Origin of the sequence: Williamsia sp. (assembly GCF_016462415.1) — a bacterium.
In the GTDB taxonomy this organism is placed as follows: domain Bacteria; phylum Actinomycetota; class Actinomycetes; order Mycobacteriales; family Mycobacteriaceae; genus Williamsia_A.
In genome coordinates, this window is sequence record NZ_JAEMTF010000053.1 from 12,720 (window position 1) to 30,990 (window position 18,271).

Sequence of the window (18,271 nt, forward strand, 5' to 3'; positions counted from 1 at the left end):
ACATGACGCCCCCCACAGGTGATGAAGGATCGTTCATCGCGTGGATGTCGAGGTGGATGTGATCAGGCCGCCCGCGGCACGCCGCCGTCGGGTCCCGACTCTGTCGGGGGCCGGTCGTACGGTTCTCTCATGCGCATCCTGCACACCTCCGACTGGCACATCGGTCGGACCTTCCACGGCGTGGACCTGCTGGACGATCAGCGGCGCTCGCTGATCGGTCTGGCCGATCTCGTCGCGGCGGAGTCGATCGATGTGGTGGCGGTGGCGGGCGATGTCTACGACCGTTCGGTGCCCAGCGCGGACGCGGTGACGGTGTATGACGCCGTGCTGGAGGCGATCCGCGCCGCCGGTGCCCAGATCGTGGTGACGTCGGGCAATCACGACTCGCCGACACGCCTCGGCGCCGGTTCGGGCTTCGCCGCGGCGGGCGGGTTGCATCTGCGGACCTCGGTGGCGGGCATCGCCGATCCGGTGGTCATCGCCGACGAGCACGGCGAGGTCGCGTTCTACGGCATCCCCTATCTCGAACCGGACGTGACGCGGGCGGCCCTCGGCGTCCCGCAGGCCCGCAGCCATTCCGAGGTGCTCGACGCCGCGATGGGGCGGGTCCGCGAACACCTGGCCGTCGCGCCGCGCCGCTCGGTCGTGCTCGCGCACGCCTTCGTGGTGGGTGCCGTCGCGACCGGGTCGGAGCGATCGATCTCGGTCGGTGGGGTCGAAACCGTTGCGGCGAGCACGTTCTCGGGTGCCGACTACGTCGCGCTAGGGCATCTCCACTCTCCGCAGACCGTCACCGACACGGTGCGGTACAGCGGATCGCCGTTGCCGTACTCCTTCGGCGAACGCACCCACGACAAGGGCGTCTGGATCATCGACCTCGACGCGGCCGGGGTGTCGGAGGTCCGCCCGGTGTCGCTCCCGCTGGTGCGGGGGCTCAGCCGGTTGACCGGCACCCTGTCCGAGCTGGTCACCGCCCCCGACCACGCCGGTGCCGAAGATCATTACGTCGAGGCCATCCTCACCGACGCCGTCCGACCGACCGACGCGATGCGGACACTGCGGGAACGGTTTCCCCTCGCCGTGCACGTCGAGTGGCAGAGCCCCCGGGTCGAGTCGGGGATCGACTACCGGGACCGCGTACGGGGCCGATCCGACAGCGAGATCGTGGCGTCCTTCGTCACCGACGTCCGCAGTGAACCGAGCGCGCGCGAACTGCTGCTGCTCGACTCTGCTGTTCGGGCGGTCGGCGGCGACGCCGAGTCCGGACCCACCGAGTTGATGCTGTTCGACGTCGAATCCGAGCTCACGGCGTGAAGCTGCACTCCCTGCAGATGCACGCGTTCGGGCCGTTCGCGGCCGACGCCGAGGTCGATTTCGACGCCCTCGGCGTCGACGGCCTGTTCCTGCTGCACGGTCAGACCGGGGCGGGTAAGACGACCGTTCTCGACGCCGTCGCGTTTGCCCTGTTCGGCCGGGTACCCGGCGCGCGCGACGACGGTCGCCGGCTGCTCTCGGATCATGCGAAACCCGGCGACACACCGTCGGTCACGCTCGAGGCCACGATCGGCGGTCGACGACTCCGGGTGACCCGCAGCCCCGAACACCTCCGGACCAAGAAGCGCGGCACCGGGCTGACCAGGGTGAACGCGGCAGGCACTCTCACCTGGGTCGACGGGTCGGGCCCGAACCTCGCCCGGCTGCCGGAGATCGGCGAGGTCATCACCCGCATCCTCGGGATGAGTGCAGACCAGTTCTTCCAGGTGGTGTTGCTCCCGCAGGGTGAGTTCGCACGTTTCCTGCGGGCGTCCACCGACGACCGGGAACGACTGCTCGAGCGCCTGTTCGAGACCGAGCGCTTCAACGACCTCGAGGGGTGGTTGCGCGAGAGGGCGCGGACCAGCCGTACCGAACTCGAGGACAAGGGCCAGGCGGTGGATCGTCTCGCGGGCCAGATCGCCGTGGTCGCCGACGTGCCGCAGCCGGTCGAGCCCGATTTCGACTGGGCGCAGGATCTTCTCGACTCCGCCCGCGCCGAGGTCGTCGCCGCGACCGAGTCACTGACCACCACTCGCGACGCGTCCCGGACGGCCGACCGTGCGCACGCCGACGCGCGTCATGCCCACGAACTCCACCGCCGCGGTCGTACCGCACAGGCGCAGCTCGCCGCGCTCGACGCCGAACGCGCGACCATCGCCTCCGCCGTGGCCATGATCGACGCCGCACGCCGTGCGGAGCCGGTCCGTGCGGTGGCCGCCGAACACGACCGTGCGCAGCGCGAATGTGCACGCGCGACGTCCGCGCGCGAACAGGCACACGACCGACTCGCGGCCACCGCGGACGGCGCGGCGCTCGCGCGCGCCCTGTCGTGGCCGGCCGCGCCGGCCGACCGCTCGACAGTCGAGGGCGCGATGGAGCGCTGGACCACGGAGTCCGGACGCCTCGAGCCACTGGAGAAACGGGTCCGCGACCGCCCCGACCTCCTGCGGGCGATCGACGACACCTCCACGGCCGGGGCGCACGCGGCCGAGCAGATCGCCTCCGTCGACGAAGCGCTGGAGTCGGCGCCGCGCCGACGGGCCGAATCCGAGAAGGCGCTCGCCGCAGCCGTCGCCGCGAGCGCCCGACTACCGCAGTTGCGCACCGAGGCCGAGGCGGCCGAGGTGGCCCGGACCGCGCACGCCCGACTCGAGCGCCTCGATGCCGAGGCCGAGCGCGCACGCACACAGGTCGCGTCCTTCCGTGATCGCCACCAGCTGGCACGCGAGCGTGTCCTCGATCTCCGGGAACGCCGCATCGCCGGGATGGCCGCCGAGTTGTCGGCCGGTCTGCGCGACGGTGATCCGTGTGCGGTGTGTGGCGCGACGGAACACCCTGCTCCCGCGGTGACCGCGGCCGAGCACGTGCGCGAACAGGACGAGGCCGACGCGCGAGCCGAGGAGAAGGCCTGCGAATCCGACCGCACCGGCGCCGAGCGGGCGCTGGCCGCCATCGAGACCGACCGCGCGCTGTGGCGCGAGCGTACCGGTGGGGTGACCTGCGACGAGGCGACCGCCGAGGTGGACCGGATCGCCGCCGAACGCCGCCGCGTGTCGCAGGAGGCGCATGCCGAGGCGCTGGTCCGCGCGAACATCGCCGCGCTCGACGCCGACACCGAGCGTCTGCGAACCGACCGCACCGCGCTACAGACCCGCGTCGCCGAACTCCGCGAGCGCGAGGCGCATCTCCGTCGACAACTCGCCGAGCTCGATGCCGAGACGGCGTCGGCCACCGACGGCACGATCACCGTCGCGTCCCGACGTCGAGCGCTCGCCGACGCGTGCGCGGCCCTCGCGGCGGTCCGCGAGACGCGGTCGGTGTGCGCCGCCGCCGACGATCGTGTGCGCGACTGCACGGCCCGTCTCGACGACCTGCTGGGCGAGACCGGTTTCGAGTCCGTCACCGCCGCCCGGGCCGCTCTGCTCACACCGTCCGAGGTCGCCCGGTTCGAGAAGCAGGTCCGGCAGGCCTCCGACATCCGGGCCGCGGCACAGGCGACAGTCGACGATCCGGAGGTCGCCCGCGTCATCGGCACCGAGGTCCCCGACCTCGACCGACTCGAGGTGGAGCGGGTCGAAGCGACCGCGGCGGCGACGTCGGCGGCGACGCGCCACGCCGGCGCCGTCGCGACCGCGGCGAAGCTCGAGCCCCTGTGCGCCGACTTCTGGTCGGCGGTGTCGGTGCTCGCACCCGCGGTGGCGCGCGACGCCGAACTGCAGGGTCTCGCGGAGCTGGTGGCGGGCCGCGGTCAGAACTCGCGGCGGATGTCGCTGCGGTCCTATGTGCTCGCCGCCCGACTCGAGGAGGTCATCCTCGCCGCATCGTTCCGGCTCCGTCAGATGTCTTCGGGGCGTTACGAATTCGCGCATTCCGACGCCGCCGCGTCGCGGGGTCGCCGATCCGGGTTGGGTATCGAGATCCGCGACGAGTACACCGGCGCGGTCCGTCCGGCGAACACCCTGTCCGGCGGCGAGACGTTCTTCGCCTCGCTTGCGCTCGCGTTGGGGCTGGCCGATGTGGTCTCCGCGGAGTCCGGCGGCCGCGTCCTCGACACGATCTTCATCGACGAGGGTTTCGGCACGCTGGATCCCGAGGCGCTGGACCTGGTCATGGGTGTCCTCGACGAGTTGCGCTCCGGCGGACGGGTCGTCGGGGTGGTCAGCCACGTCGACGAGATGCGTGCGCGAATCCCCGCACAGCTGCGGGTGATTCGCTCCGAAGGTGGGTCGGCGTTGCAGATGATCGGCACCTCCGCCGAGCGGTTTGGGTGAGCGACGAGCCGTGCGATAGTCTGACTCTCGCCCGTCGAGCCCCCGTAGCTCAGGGGATAGAGCGTCCGCCTCCGGAGCGGAAGGCCGCAGGTTCGAATCCTGCCGGGGGCACCCTTTCACCTAATCTGGCCACATGAAGTTGGCACTGTCCTTCTACGGCAGCAGGGGCGATATCCAGCCGGGCGTGTGTCTGGGCCACGAACTCACCCGGCGCGGTCACTCGGTCACCATGCTGGTCCCGCCCAACTACGTGGGATTCGCGGCGTCGATGGGGCTCGCCGCACGGCCCATCGGACTCGACAGCGAGTCGTACTGGGACAGCGACCGATCCCGCGAACTGATGTCCACGAGGAACCCGGTGCGCAAACTGCGGTTGGCGCAGCAGCAGGTCGTCGAGGGCTTCGCCCGTTTCGACGCCGATCTCGCCGACACGGTCGCCGGCCTCGCGGCCGAGACCGGGGTCGACGGGCTGATCAGCGGGCCGCTGGGTCAGGAACGCATCCACGCCCTCGCCGAGTACCTCGGGGTGCCGATGGCGACCATGAGGTTCTGCGCGATGTCGGAGAACGGGGCGATCGGCGCGATCCCGTCGTCGCGCACACTGCCCGCGGCCCTGAACCGGGCCTCGTGGCGCGCCGCCGATGCCGTCACGTGGACATTCGGCAAGGGACCGGAGAACCGGTTCCGGGCGCGGCTGGGTCTACCCGCCGCCGAGCAACGGCTCCCGCATCGCCTGCGGCGCGACGGCGTCGTGCAGATACAGGCCTACGATCCGGTGTTCTTCCCCGGTCTGGCCCGGGAGTGGGGGGCCGACCGCCCACTCGTCGGCTTCCTGGACCTGCCCGCCGACAAACGGTCGGCGGTGGGGGAGGAGATCGCCACCGACAGCCCGCTGTGGAGATGGCTCGACGACGGCCCGCCGCCGGTGTACGTCGCGTTCGGCAGCGCGCCGCTGTCGGATCCCGACGCCGTGCACGCCGCGATCGGGGCGACGGCCCGGACGCTGGGCATCCGCACGCTGGTCGGGTCGCGAGGGCGTCCGGAGGGGGTGGACCCCGACAACGACGCGGTGTTCGTCGCCGGCGCGATGAACCACGCAACAGTGCTGCCGCGGTGTCGGGCGGCAGTGCACCACGGGGGCGCGGGGACCACTGCGGCCACCGTCCGGGCCGGGTTGCCGACCATGGTCGCCTCGGCCGGGGCCGATCAGGCCCACTGGGGCGCGGCCGTCACCCGACTCGGGATCGGCACGTCGACGCGATTGTCCGGGCTCGACGCGGCGACGCTCACCGAGGGTGTGGAGGTCTTGTTGCGGCCGGACACCGTCCGGCGCGCGGACGAGGTCGGGGCGCAGATGATCCCACCCGCCGACGCCGTCACGACGGCCGCAGAAACAATCGAGTCGACGTTCACCCGTGTGACGGTGTGAACGCCGACTCGATGGTCGTGCGTCGGGGCTGTGCGCCCCGGGTGTTGATCAGCCCTTGACGCAGGTGAACTGCATGACGTCGATCATGTCCTTGCGGAACGACGCGGCGCAGCCGCTCAAGTACTTGACGTAGGTGTTGTAGTTGGCGCGGCCACACAGCTCGATCGCCTTGTCGCGGTTCTCGCCGAGGGCCTTGCTCCACGCGTCGAGGGTGCGTGCGTAGTGCAACTGCAGCGGCTGGACCTTCTCCACCGTGAACCCGGCGTTCGTCGCGCCGTCGGTCACCTGCTTGGGCAGCGGGAGCTGACCGCCGGGGAAGATCTCGGTGGCGATGAAGCGCAGGAACGCGAAGTCGTCCTTGCCGATCTTGTTGCCGGTCTCGTGATGGTGCGAGAGGCCGTACGCGGTGATGGTGTGCAGGAGCATCTTGCCGTCGTCGGGCAGCGCGTTGTAGGCGAAGTCGAAGAACTGCTTGTGACGCTCGAAGCGGAAGTGCTCGAAGGCGCCGATCGACACGATGCGGTCGACCTTTCCGTCGAACTCCTCCCAGCCCTGCAGGCGGATGTCACCGGACAGGCCGGTCTCGGCGGCCTTGTCCTCGACGAGCTTCTTGACGTGACCGTACTGGTTCTTGCTCAGGGTGAGTCCGATGACGTTCACGCCGTACTTCTCCATCGCGCGCAGGGCGGTGGCGCCCCAACCGCAGCCGACGTCGAGCAGCGTCATACCCGGCTCGAGACCGAGCTTGCCCAGCGACAGATCGATCTTCGCGATCTGGGCCTGGTTGAGGCTGTAGTCCTCTTCCTTGAAGTACGCACAGCTGTAGGTGCGGGACTCGTCGAGGAAGAGTGCGAAGAATTCATCGCTCAGGTCGTAGTGGGCCTGGACGTCCTCGAAAAACGGCGTTTCGGTGGTCAAAACGGAACCTCTCTGGTGTGGACACCTCGGCGGCGATGCCGGTGCGTCATGGGTGTGGCTCTGTGGTGCTGACTGGTTATCGGATCATTCGAAAGCGCGGTTCATCTCAACTGCACCGTGGCAACCGCACGCCCGAATATCCGTTTGCCCCGGAAGGTCGCCTGGATCGCGATGGTCGCCGTCTTCGCCTCGCTGTCCAGCGATTTGACCCGGCCAGTGTATTCGACCTCGGCCGGGGCGTCATCGGCCACGTAGGCGATCCCGGTGAAACGGACGCGATAGTCACGCATCGCGGCCGGGTCGCCGAGCCATGAGGTCACGAAACCCGATCCCATGCCCATGGTCAACATGCCGTGGGCGATGGTCGTCTCGAGTCCGATGATCTCGGCGACCCGATCACTCCAGTGGATGGGGTTGTAATCGGCCGAGATGCCCGAGTAGTTCACCAGGTCGCCGCGGCGCAGCGTGACCGTGTGCGCAGGTAGTTCGTCGCCGACCGCGATGTCATCGAAGGCCGGGACGGACGGGTCGAGCGGCTTGTCCCACGCGATGTCGGTGAATGTGGGCTCGCCCTCGATCTCGCTCCACGATGTCGTGGTCGGAGCGACGAAATCACCCATCATCACGTCGGTGAGCGCGGCGTTGAGCGCCGGTTCGGTCTGGGCTCCGCGACGGCCGGCGGCGGTGGTCTGCAGGGTCTGGATCAGTTCGTCGTGCTCGTTGACCAGGAGCCCGGAGACGGTGATGGTGTCGCCGCCTGCCTTCTGACGGATCGGCGCCAGGCCCATGATCAGCCGCAGACGATCCCCGGCGTGCAGCGGGCGGTGGTAGGTGAAGACCTGATCGGTCTGCACGAACGCGCTGGTGTCGTATTCGGTGAGGACGTTCTCCATCAGCCAGTTCAGGCCGGTGCCCGCGAGGCGGGCCGTGAAGGTGAGCGGGGCGACGAGCGAGTCGTGACCGCGTTTCGCGGCGAACTCGTCGTCCCAGTGCACGAGGTGCGCGTCCTTCATCGACCGCGCGAACTCGCGGATCTCCTCACGGCCGATCTGATAGTGATCGGACGGCTCGTAGTACTGCGTCCAATCCCGATCGGCGGAGCTGACGTCGGCGGCCTTCACGACGCGCCCCCGACGCAGGTCGTCGGCTCATGCGGACGAAACGGACTCAAAATACCCCCAGGTGCTGGTGAGTTCGGTGGACGACGGTGTGCGGGTGAGTTGCACGCCCGACATACTTTCACACCTTGTGACGTGGCCTACTCGACGGTTAGCAATCCTCAACGGTTTCCGGGGAGAACCGAAGGTCAGTTCATCGGCAGCTGGGCCGCGCCGCGCTCGGCCAGCATCGACGCGAGGGTGTCGGCCTCGTTGGTCTGGATGTTGATCATCTGCTGCGCGAGGTCGCGGACGTACGGCTCCGACACGTGGTCCTTGTCGACGGCGTACTCCATCATCGGCAGGCCTCCGCGGTGGTGTCGCAACATCAGCTGGAGGAAGTCGATGTCGACGGCGTCGCCCCGCAACGATTGCAGCCGCGCCATGTCCGACGCGGTGGCCATGCCGGGCATGAGCGGGGTGCTGACCCCGTTGCCTGCGGTCATCTGCGCCGACGTCATCTGGCCCATCGACCCCGAGTGGTCGTGGCCGTCGGCGGACATCCAGGTCATCGCCGTGCCCGGGTTGTCTGTCGGATAGTCCCACCGGCTCAGCCAGGACTGCATCTGACCGATCTGGTTGGTCTGTTGGGTGAGGATGTCGTAGGCCAGCGCCCGCACCTCCGGTGACTGGGCCTGCGTCAACGCGACCTTCGCCATCGCCACACCCTGGGCGTGGTGGGTCGACATGTCCTGGGCGAACCCGACCGCGGCCGAATCCGCCGCCGGGCGGTCGGTCCCGCCGCCGCCACTGCGGATCATCAGTCCGATCGCGACACCGACCAGCAGCAGCGCGACCGCACCGAGAACCAGCAGCGCGGGAAGTTGTCGTTGCAGCGACGAGCGTCGGTCGATTCGCTCCGGGGCATCGGAGGGCATGCGGTCGGTGGAGGCGTCGGTCGACATGTCGCTAGCCCGCCGGGGTCGGGGTGGGGGCCGGAACCGCGGGTGCGGTGGCCGCGCCCGGGGTCGTCGGTGCGGCAGGCACGCCGGCCTCGTTGGTCGCCTGCTGCGTGCCCTGCCCGTTCATCTTCACCGCGTCGGACGGGAGTGGCCCCTGATCGGCGGGCGGCGGATTGCTCGGATCGAAGCCCTGCCCGACGAGTGCGTCACAGGTCGCGCCCACCTCGGGGTACGCGGACTGCTGCGGCTGGCCCGGGTAGACGTTGGTCTGCGAGTTGCGGCGCAGGGCGGTGATGAACTCGTCGACGCGCTTGTCGCCGGCCGAGGCGAGCTTGAGCTGATGGCCCCAGGACTGCAGTGAGATCGGGCTGCTCAGGCCCGGGTACGGCGAGAGCAGGATGTACTGCTGTCCCTCGACCTTGCTCTTGAGCTTGTCGAGGTCGCCCGAGGCGATGGTCTCGGGGTTGTAGGTGATCCAGATCGACCCGTGCTCGAGCGCGTGCACCGCGTTCTCCGACCGCAGCGGGTTGGGGTAGACGATCCCGGTGCAGGTCGCCCAGATCGCGTCATGGGGTCCACCGAACGGCGGCGACTGGTCATAGGCGACGCGCTGTGTGGGGGCGACGTGCTGTCCGGCGGGGTAGAAGACCTTCGTCACGCCGTCGATGTCGTCGGACGGATCGGGGTTCGAGGCACTGGGGACGAATTTCTGGGCCTCTTCGCGATCGATGTACTTCGGCGCGAGGTAGGCGGCGAGGGCACCGACGATGATGAGCACCACCACGACGGCACCGACGGTCATCCACGGGACCTGCCTGCGGCCGCCCGCCGTGACCGAGGGAACTGTGCCGGGCTTGGCGGGACGCTTGCCGCGTCCGGGCTTCTTCGCCGGACGCTTCTGCGCGGGCCGGGGGTCCTCGGGGGCCATCAGTACCTTTCTTCGCGGTTGCGCCGCACAGTCTACTGCGCGTCGTCGCCGTCCCCCGCCCGCCGCGCTACCCGACACCCGCGATGGTGCGCGCGCACCGCGGGTGTCGGGTCGCGACCTGCGGCCAATAGGATGGTCAACCGTGACTCCCGCCGATCTGCCTGCCGTGCTGCGTGACGCGACCACGACGGTGCTGACCCGACGAGGGCTGGATGCGTCGGTGGTCCCGGACGCGGTCGCCGTCGAGCGCCCGCGCAACCCCGACCACGGCGACTACTCCACCAACATCGCACTGCAGCTGGCCAAGAAGCTCGGTCTGTCCCCGCGTGACCTCGCGGGCTGGCTGATCGAGGAACTGGCGACGACCGACGGCATCGCCTCGGCCGACGTCGCCGGCCCCGGTTTCGTCAACCTGCGACTCGCCGCCGCCACCCAGAACGTGGTCGTCGCCGACGTCCTCGCCGCCGGCGCCGGGTTCGGTCGCGGAGTGACCCTCGCCGATCGCTCGATCAACCTGGAATTCGTCTCGGCCAACCCGACCGGCCCCATCCACCTCGGTGGAACCCGCTGGGCGGCAGTGGGAGACGCGTTGGGTCGCGTGCTGTCGGCGCAGGGTGCCGCGGTCACCCGCGAGTACTACTTCAACGACCACGGCACCCAGATCGACCGCTTCGCCCGCTCGCTGCAGGCTGCGGCCGACGGTGCGGCGACCCCCGAGGACGGGTACGCCGGCGCCTACGTCGGCGAGATCGCCGCCCGGGTCGTCGACAAGAATCCCGACATCTCGACGCTTCCCGAGTCCGAACGCCTCGAACGCTTCCGGGCCGACGGCGTCGAGTTGATGTTCGACCAGATCAAGTCGAGTCTGAGCGAATTCGGCACCGTCTTCGATGTCTTCACCCACGAGAACGCGATGTTCTCCTCAGGTCTGGTCGACGAATGCATCGCCGAGTTGAAGGCCAACGGCAACCTGTACGAGAAGGACGGCGCCTGGTGGCTGCGGTCGACGAGCTTCGGTGACGACAAGGACCGCGTCGTCATCAAGAGCGATGGCGAGGCGGCCTACATCGCCGGCGACATCGCCTACTACCGCGACAAGCGTCGTCGCGGCTTCGACCTGTGCATCTACATGCTCGGGGCCGATCACCACGGTTACGTCAAGCGTCTCAAGACCGGTGCGGCCGCTCTCGGTGACGACCCCGACACCGTCGAGGTCCTCATCGGCCAGATGGTCAACCTGGTCCGCGACGGTGTCCCGGTCCGGATGAGCAAGCGTGCGGGCACGGTCATCACACTGGAGGACCTGGTCGACGCGGTCGGTGTCGACGGCGCCCGGTACTCGCTGATCCGCTCGTCGGTGGACGTCAACCTCGACATCGATCTCGACCTGCTGACCACACAGTCGAACGAGAACCCGGTCTACTACGTGCAATACGCGCACGCACGGCTATCGGCGATCGCCCGGAACGCCGCCGATCTCGGAGTGGTCGCCGACCTGGCGCACCTCGCCGAACTCGTCGACCCGGCCGAGGGCGAACTCATCCGCACCCTGGGTGACTTCCCCGCCGTGGTCGCGACGGCCGCGCAGTTGCGCGAACCGCACCGGATCTGCCGTTACCTGGAGACCCTCGCCGGGACCTACCACCGTTTCTATGACCGGTGTCGGATCCTGCCGCAGGGTGACGAGACCCCGGGCCCCGTGCACTCGGCGCGGCTGGCGCTGTGTTCGGCCACCCGACAGGTCCTCGCCAACGGACTCGACCTCGTGGGCGTGAGCGCCCCGGAGCGGATGTGATGACCCACCCCGCAGGCCCCCGCCACGCCGAGGGCGTCAATGCCACGCGTCGATCCGAGAATCCCACGGGTGCAGCGCAACTGAACACCCTTCCGGCCGCGGTCTGGCCGCGTAACGCGGCGCGCGCCGCCGACGGTGTCGTCGCGCTGGCCGGCGCCCCCGTGACCGAGTTGGCGCAGGAGTACGGCACCCCGCTGTTCGTCATCGACGAGGACGACTTCCGTTCGCGGTGTGCCGACATGCTCGCCGCGTTCGGGTCCACCGGCCGGGTCCACTACGCGTCCAAGGCGTTCCTGTGCGGCGAGATCGCCCGCTGGGTCGACCAGGAGGGGCTCTCGCTCGACGTGTGCTCGGCGGGTGAGCTCACCGTCGCGTTGCGCGCCGGCTTCCCGCCGCACCGGATCGCCCTGCACGGCAACAACAAATCGCCCGACGAGCTGGCTCTCGCGGTGACGTCGGGGGTCGGACACATCGTCGTCGACTCCGCCATCGAGATCGAGCGGCTCGACGCCGCCGCGGGTGACGCCGGAATCGTCCAGGACGTGCTCATCCGTGTCACCGTCGGCGTGGAGGCGCACACCCACGAGTTCATCTCGACCGCACACGAGGACCAGAAGTTCGGTTTCTCCCTGTCCGGTGGTGTCGCCATGGACGCGGTCCGGCAGGTCTTCGACACCGACAACCTGCGACTGGTCGGTCTGCACAGCCACATCGGATCCCAGATCTTCGACCTCGACGGTTTCGAACTCGCCGCGCACCGGGTCCTCGGGTTGCTCCGCGACATCGTCGCCGAGTTCGGGGTGGACAAGACCTCACAGCTCTCGGTACTTGATCTCGGTGGCGGACTGGGCATCTCGTACATCCCCAGCGACGACCCGCCGCCGATCGAGGTGGTCGCGAGCACCCTCGCCGACATCGTCACGCGCCAATCCGCACAGCTGGGCCTGCCCACCCCGATCCTCGCCGTCGAGCCCGGTCGCGCGATCGCCGGGCCGGGGACCGTCACCGTCTACCGCGTCGGAACCGTGAAGGACGTCGCACTCGGTGGTGGTACCCATCGTCGCTACGTGTCCGTCGACGGTGGGATGAGCGACAACATCCGGACGTCGCTCTATCAGGCCGAGTACGACGTCCGACTGGTCTCGCGCACCTCGGACTCCGACCCGGTGCTCAGCCGGGTCGTCGGGAAACACTGCGAGAGCGGCGACATCGTCGTGAAGGACTGCTGGCTGCCCGCCGACGTGGCCCCCGGTGACCTGCTCGCCGTGGCCGCGACCGGCGCCTACTGCTACGCGATGTCGAGTCGTTACAACATGTCGACGCGGCCGGCGGTGGTGGCCGTCCGCGACGGCGCACCGCGGTTGGTGCTGCGTCGTGAGACCGTGGAAGACCTTGTGAGCCTGGAGGTGACGAGATGAGCGACCGAACCGGCCGACCCATCGGTGTGGCGGTACTGGGGATGGGCAATGTCGGGGCCGAGGTGGTCCGGATCCTGCTCCAGAACTCCGACGATCTACGTGCCCGCGTGGGCGCGCCCATCGAGATCCGCGGCGTCGCGGTTCGCAACCTCGACAAGGCGCGGGCCTGCGCGACGTCGTTGCTGACCGATGACCCGGCAAGTCTCGTGGTCCGCGACGACGTGGACATCGTGGTCGAACTCATCGGCGGCATCGATGTGCCCCGCACCCTGATCGCGACCGCTCTCGAGCACGGCAAGTCCGTCGTGACCGCGAACAAGGCGCTGCTCGCCGACTACACCGGCGAGCTGGCGACCCTGGCCGCCTCGGCGAAGGTGGATCTGTACTTCGAGGCCTCGGTGGCCGGTGCCATCCCGGTGGTGCGCCCGCTCATGCAGTCGCTGGCCGGTGACACCGTCCAGCGCGTCGCGGGAATCGTCAACGGCACCACCAACTTCATCCTCTCGGCCATGGCCGCCGACGGCGACGACTACGACGTCGTGCTGGCCGAGGCCGGCCGTCTCGGGTACGCCGAGGCCGACCCGACCGCCGACGTCGAGGGATACGACGCCGCGGCCAAGGCGGCCATCCTCGCCTCCATCGCGTTCCACACTCGGGTGACGGCGAGTGACGTCTACCGCGAGGGCATCTCGTCCATCACGTCCGACGACCTGGTCTCCGCGGCCACGCTGGACTGCACCATCAAGCTGTTGTCCATCTGCGAGCGGATCAACGATTCCAGTGGGCGGCAACGGATCTCCGCGCGCGTCTACCCGGCGCTCGTCCCGCACACCCATCCGCTGGCGTCGGTGAACGGGGCGTTCAACGCCGTGGTCGTGGAAGCCGAGAACGCGGGGCGGCTGATGTTCTACGGGCAGGGTGCCGGCGGTGCCCCGACCGCCTCGGCGGTCATGGGAGACCTCGTCATGGCCGCCCGTAACAAGGTGCACGGGGGACGTGGGCCGCTCGAGTCCACCTACGCCTCGTTGCCGATCGCGCCGATGGGCGACGTGAACACCCGCTACTACGTCTCGATGAAGGTCGCCGACCGCCCGGGTGTCTTGTCGACCGTGGCCGGCGAGTTCTCCAAACGCAGTGTCAGCATCGCCACCGTGCGCCAGGAGGGGGCCGACGAGAACGCCCGCCTGATCGTGGTCACCCACCGCGCGCCGGACTCGGCGCTCTCGGAAACCGTTGACGCACTGAAGGATCTGGACTCCGTACTGAGCGTGTCGAGTGTTCTTCGACTGGAGGGAACCGATGACTAGCAAGACCACCCCGGTGCATTCGGCCTGGCCCGGCCTGATCGAGGCCTACCGGGACCGTCTCCCCGTCGAACCGGACTGGAAGGTGATCACCCTGCTCGAGGGTGGCACCCCGCTGATCGCGGCCCGGCACCTCTCGGAGATCACCGGGTGCGAGGTGTATCTCAAGGTCGAGGGTCTCAACCCGACCGGGTCCTTCAAGGACCGCGGCATGACGATGGCGGTCAGCAACGCCGTCAACCAGGGCAAGACCGCGGTGCTGTGTGCGTCGACCGGCAACACCTCCGCCTCGGCCGCGGCGTACGCCGCCCGCGCGGGCATCACGTGTGCGGTGCTGATCCCGGAGGGCAAGATCGCGCTGGGCAAGCTGGCCCAGGCGGTCATGCACGGCGCCAAGATCATCCAGGTCCAGGGCAACTTCGACGACTGCCTCGAGCTCGCCCGCAAGGCCACCGCCGAATTCTCCGAGATCGAGCTGGTCAACTCCGTAAACCCCGCGCGTATCGAGGGGCAGAAGACGGCGGCCTTCGAGATCGTCGACGTCCTCGGTCGCGCGCCCGACGTGCACGCACTCCCGGTCGGCAACGCGGGCAACATCACCGCGTACTGGAAGGGGTACGACGAGTACCACTCCGACGGCATCACCGATTCCCGTCCCCGGATGCTCGGTGTCCAGGCCGCCGGTGCCGCCCCGTTGGTGACCGGTCAGCCCATCAAGAACCCCGAGACCATCGCCACCGCGATCCGCATCGGCTCGCCGGCGAGTTGGGATCAGGCCCAGGCGGCCAAGGACGCCTCGGGCGGGCAGTTCCGTGCCGCGACCGACGAGAAGCTGCTCGAGGCCTACCGGTTGATCGCCCAACGCGAGGGTGTCTTCGTCGAACCCGCCTCCGCGGCGAGCGTCGCCGGACTGCTCGCCGCGCGTGCCGACGGGTGGATCAGCCCCGGTGAGACCGTGGTGTGCACGGTGACCGGCAACGGCTTGAAGGACCCCGACACCGCGCTGGCGGGCATGCCGACGGTGCAGGCGATCGAGGTCGACCCGAGCGCGGTCGCCCGCGCTCTCGACCTCGGCTGAGGCGACGATGTATTCGCCTCTCCCGCAAGGGATCACCGTCGAGACGCGGGTGCCCGCGTCGTCGGCGAACCTCGGTGCCGGCTTCGACTGTCTCGGACTCGCCCTCGACGTCTACGACGATCTGCGGGTCTCCACCGCCGAGTCGGGTGTCCGCGTCGTCGTCGCCGGCGAGGGGGAGGGGGCGGTCCCGCTCGACGACACCCATCTCGTCGTCCGTGCGCTGCTACGCGGCCTCGAGGCGGGCGGCGTCACCGCGCCGGGCCTCGACATCGTCTGCACCAACGCGATCCCGCATTCTCGCGGACTGGGGTCGTCGGCCGCAGCCGTCGTCTCCGGTCTCGCCGCGGCGTCCGGGCTGATGGCGAAGAGCGGTGTCCGCGCTGGCTTCTCGGCCGACGAGCTCATCCAGCTCGCGGGTGAGTTCGAGGGTCACCCCGACAACGCCGCGGCGAGTGTCCTCGGCTCGGCGATCGTGTCGTGGACCGACGTGGTCGACGGCCGACCGCGCTATCAGGCGCGCCGACTCGAGGTCCACCCCGCTGTCCGGGTCACCGGCTTCGTGCCCGGAACCGAGTCCTCCACCGCCCTGACCAGGGGATTGCTCCCCGACGCCGTCCCGAGGGCCGACGCGGTACACAACCTGAGTCGCAGCGCGCTGGCCGTGGTGGCGCTGACCGTCGATCCGAGTTGCCTGCTCGCGGCCACGTCGGATCGGCTGCACCAGAACTACCGCGCTCCCGTGCTGCCGGAGACGACCCGGGTCGTCGCCGAACTGCGCGGACGTGGCGTGGCGGCGTTCGTGTCGGGTGCCGGGCCGTCGGTGATGGCACTGCACGACCAGCCTCTGCCCGAGCAGTCCCTGGTGATGGCCGCCGACCTGGGCTTCCGGGTCCAGAACCTCACGATCGCGGGACCGGTCAGCGTCCGTTGAGATCAGCTGCGCCGACGACACGTCGGCGCAGGGTGTTGCCGGATCCGCCGGATCATGGTTAGCATGTGGTTGTCTAGCCGTGGACGTGTCGTCCAGGCCGTGCTTCTCCTCGATCACCGTTTGGTGCACATGTCCCTGGTGCCCACCCGTTCACACGGGCCCTGCCGGGGAACTCACAGTCCGGTCAACGGTCGAGGTTCGAGCGTGCGTCGCCGGATCACGATGACGGCAGATCACACCACTTGAAGCCCGCCGGTCCGGCGGGTACGACATCCTCCGTCGACTCGACGGGGATGATCAAGACCCATCGCGGTGCGCAACTGCGGGGGAACGAAAGGAAATCCGTGACCGATACGGACCTGATCTCAGCGCCTGCCGACGACGCGGCGCCCGAGTCAGCGGGAGACACTCCCAGCTCACGACCGGCCAAGTCGGGCTCCGCACGCGGCGGGGGCCTCAGCTCGATGGTGCTCACCGAGCTCCGCGCGCTGGCCGGCGAACTGAACATCAAGGGCACGTCGGGCATGCGCAAGGGCGATCTGATCGCCGCCATCGCCGACCGCCAGGGCGGCGCACCGTCGACCCGTCCCGCCAAGGAGCGCGCCACCGCCGTGGCCGACGCCCCGGCCGCCGACGCAACCGTCGAGCGGGCGACCGCACCCACGTCCGACGCCGCCCGAAACGGCACCGCGGCCGAGGCGCCGGCGACCGCCGGGCCCGAGACCACCGCGACCACGTCGCGAGTCGATGCCCCGAGCACCGACCAACCTGCAGGTGACGCCCCCGCGAACGACCGGACCACCGAGTCGAACGAGTCGGGCGGCGAGCGCACCCGACGCCGGAACCGGGACAACGGCGGTCGGGACAACGGCGGTCGCGAGAACGGCAGTCGCGACTCCACCAACGGCAACGGCGGCGCCACCAAGGACAACTCGAACGGCGGCGGGGCGAAGTCCGACCAGGGTCGTAACCAGGGCGGCTCGGATCGCTCCGAGTCCGGTACCCGTGGGGACAACAGCGACGGCGGCGGTCGCGAGAACAACCGCGACGGTGGCCGGAACAACGGCAACCAGAACAACCGTGACGGCAACCAGGGCAACCGCAACGGCAATCGCGAGAACAACCGCGACGGCAACGGCAACCGCGAGAACAACCGGGATCAGCAGAACCGTGACAACGGTCCGCGCAACAACGGTCCCCGCGATGACGATCCCGACGGCGAGGGCAACGGCCGGGGACGGCGGGGTCGTCGATTCCGCGAGCGCCGCCGAGGACGTGACCGCGACGGGCAGGACGGTGGCGGCGGCAACAACGACGTCAGCGTCAACGACGACGACGTGTTGCAGCCGGTCGCCGGCATCCTGGACGTCCTCGACAACTACGCGTTCGTCCGGACGTCGGGCTACCTGGCCGGACCGAACGACGTCTACGTGTCGATGAACCTCGTCCGCAAGAACGGACTCCGTCGAGGCGACGCCCTCACCGGTGCGGTCCGACTGCCGCGCGACGGTGAGCAGAGCAGCCAGCGCCAGAAGTTCAACCCGCTGGTCCGACTGGACTCGGTCAACGGCGCCGAGGTGGAGGCCGCTCGCCGCCGCCCGGAGTTCAACAAGCTGACGCCGCTGTACCCCAACGAGCGTCTGCGCCTCGAAACCCGTCCCGAGCAGCTCGACACCCGCGTCATCGACCTGATCATGCCGATCGGCAAGGGGCAGCGTGCGCTGATCGTCTCGCCCCCGAAGGCGGGTAAGACGACCATCCTGCAGGACATCGCGAACGCGATCTCGATCAACAACCCCGAGTGCTACCTGATGGTTGTCCTGGTCGACGAGCGTCCCGAGGAGGTCACCGACATGACCCGCTCGGTGAAGGGTGAGGTCATCGCCTCGACCTTCGACCGGCCGCCGTCGGACCACACCTCGGTCTCCGAACTCGCCATCGAGCGCGCCAAGCGCCTGGTGGAGAACGGCAAGGACGTCGTCGTGCTGTTGGACTCGATCACCCGACTCGGCCGCGCGTACAACAACGCGTCGCCGGCATCCGGGCGCATCCTGTCCGGTGGTGTCGACTCGACCGCGCTGTACCCGCCGAAGCGGTTCCTCGG

General features: G+C 69.3%; 13 protein-coding genes and 1 tRNA gene. 10 read left to right on the plus strand and 4 right to left on the minus strand.

Annotated elements, in window-relative coordinates; translation table 11 throughout:
• The first annotated feature begins 129 nt into the window (after positions 1-129).
• The 4 genes from JHC79_RS14025 to JHC79_RS14040 all read left to right on the plus strand — a co-directional run bounded on the left by JHC79_RS14025 (position 130) and on the right by JHC79_RS14040 (position 5,736).
• Positions 130-1,314, plus strand: coding sequence for an exonuclease SbcCD subunit D (locus tag JHC79_RS14025; protein WP_296391798.1), 1,185 nt, complete (start codon positions 130-132; stop codon positions 1,312-1,314).
• A complete protein-coding gene (locus JHC79_RS14030; protein WP_296391799.1) occupies positions 1,311-4,307 on the plus strand; it encodes an SMC family ATPase in 2,997 nt (998 codons plus the stop codon). Before JHC79_RS14025 ends, JHC79_RS14030 begins: the two co-directional genes overlap by 4 nt.
• A gap of 38 nt (positions 4,308-4,345) precedes the next feature.
• A tRNA-Arg gene (locus JHC79_RS14035) sits at positions 4,346-4,418 on the plus strand.
• A 22-nt stretch (positions 4,419-4,440) separates the two neighbouring features.
• Positions 4,441-5,736 carry a glycosyltransferase gene (locus JHC79_RS14040; RefSeq protein ID WP_296391800.1) on the plus strand — a complete coding sequence of 432 codons (1,296 nt, stop codon included), beginning with the start codon at positions 4,441-4,443 and terminating at the stop codon, positions 5,734-5,736.
• 48 nt (positions 5,737-5,784) lie between these two features.
• On the opposite strand, the gene JHC79_RS14045 is transcribed toward JHC79_RS14040, so the two are convergent.
• The 4 genes from JHC79_RS14045 to JHC79_RS14060 form a co-directional block, all read right to left on the minus strand.
• Positions 5,785-6,654, minus strand: a complete 870-nt coding sequence (locus JHC79_RS14045) for a cyclopropane mycolic acid synthase family methyltransferase (protein WP_296391801.1) — start codon at positions 6,652-6,654, stop codon at positions 5,785-5,787.
• Between the two features lie 101 nt (positions 6,655-6,755).
• On the minus strand, positions 6,756-7,775 hold the full coding sequence (locus JHC79_RS14050) for a fused (3R)-hydroxyacyl-ACP dehydratase subunits HadA/HadB (RefSeq protein WP_296391802.1): 1,020 nt from the start codon (positions 7,773-7,775) through the stop codon (positions 6,756-6,758).
• Positions 7,776-7,960: 185 nt separating this feature from the next.
• A complete protein-coding gene (locus JHC79_RS14055; RefSeq protein ID WP_296391803.1) occupies positions 7,961-8,716 on the minus strand; it encodes a DUF305 domain-containing protein in 756 nt (251 codons plus the stop codon).
• A 4-nt stretch (positions 8,717-8,720) separates the two neighbouring features.
• Positions 8,721-9,641 (minus strand): DUF3105 domain-containing protein, encoded by a 921-nt coding sequence (locus JHC79_RS14060; protein WP_296391804.1) that lies wholly within the window; start codon positions 9,639-9,641, stop codon positions 8,721-8,723.
• Between the two features lie 142 nt (positions 9,642-9,783).
• Here JHC79_RS14060 and argS point away from each other — a divergent pair, with 142 nt between their 5' ends.
• The 6 genes from argS to rho all read left to right on the plus strand — a co-directional run.
• Positions 9,784-11,436, plus strand: coding sequence for an arginine--tRNA ligase (argS, locus tag JHC79_RS14065; protein WP_296391805.1), 1,653 nt, complete (start codon positions 9,784-9,786; stop codon positions 11,434-11,436).
• Complete coding sequence (gene lysA / locus JHC79_RS14070) at positions 11,433-12,854, plus strand: diaminopimelate decarboxylase (protein ID WP_296391806.1); 1,422 nt, start codon at positions 11,433-11,435, stop codon at positions 12,852-12,854. Before argS ends, lysA begins: the two co-directional genes overlap by 4 nt.
• Complete coding sequence (locus JHC79_RS14075; protein WP_253659298.1) at positions 12,851-14,161, plus strand: homoserine dehydrogenase; 1,311 nt, start codon at positions 12,851-12,853, stop codon at positions 14,159-14,161. Before lysA ends, JHC79_RS14075 begins: the two co-directional genes overlap by 4 nt.
• The gene (gene thrC / locus JHC79_RS14080) at positions 14,154-15,236 is read left to right on the plus strand and encodes a threonine synthase (RefSeq protein ID WP_296391810.1); all 1,083 of its coding nucleotides are present in this window, start codon (positions 14,154-14,156) and stop codon (positions 15,234-15,236) included. The genes JHC79_RS14075 and thrC overlap by 8 nt, the downstream gene beginning before the upstream one ends.
• Before the next feature lie 7 nt (positions 15,237-15,243).
• Positions 15,244-16,167 carry a homoserine kinase gene (gene thrB, locus JHC79_RS14085; protein ID WP_296391812.1) on the plus strand — a complete coding sequence of 308 codons (924 nt, stop codon included), beginning with the start codon at positions 15,244-15,246 and terminating at the stop codon, positions 16,165-16,167.
• A gap of 344 nt (positions 16,168-16,511) precedes the next feature.
• The coding region (rho, locus tag JHC79_RS14090; protein WP_296391815.1) for a transcription termination factor Rho at positions 16,512-18,271 on the plus strand (1,760 nt) is incomplete at its 3' end.

Bases quoted from the DNA above. Each gene is read 5' to 3' on its own strand.
- JHC79_RS14025 (WP_296391798.1), top strand. From the start codon at position 130: ATGCGCATCCTGCACACCTCCGACTGGCACATCGGTCGGACCTTCCAC.
- JHC79_RS14040 (WP_296391800.1), top strand. From the start codon at position 4,441: ATGAAGTTGGCACTGTCCTTCTACGGCAGCAGGGGCGATATCCAGCCG.
- JHC79_RS14055 (WP_296391803.1), bottom strand. From the start codon at position 8,716: ATGTCGACCGACGCCTCCACCGACCGCATGCCCTCCGATGCCCCGGAG.
- JHC79_RS14060 (WP_296391804.1), bottom strand. From the start codon at position 9,641: ATGGCCCCCGAGGACCCCCGGCCCGCGCAGAAGCGTCCGGCGAAGAAG.
- JHC79_RS14075 (WP_253659298.1), top strand. From the start codon at position 12,851: ATGAGCGACCGAACCGGCCGACCCATCGGTGTGGCGGTACTGGGGATG.
- thrC (WP_296391810.1), top strand. From the start codon at position 14,154: ATGACTAGCAAGACCACCCCGGTGCATTCGGCCTGGCCCGGCCTGATC.
- thrB (WP_296391812.1), top strand. From the start codon at position 15,244: ATGTATTCGCCTCTCCCGCAAGGGATCACCGTCGAGACGCGGGTGCCC.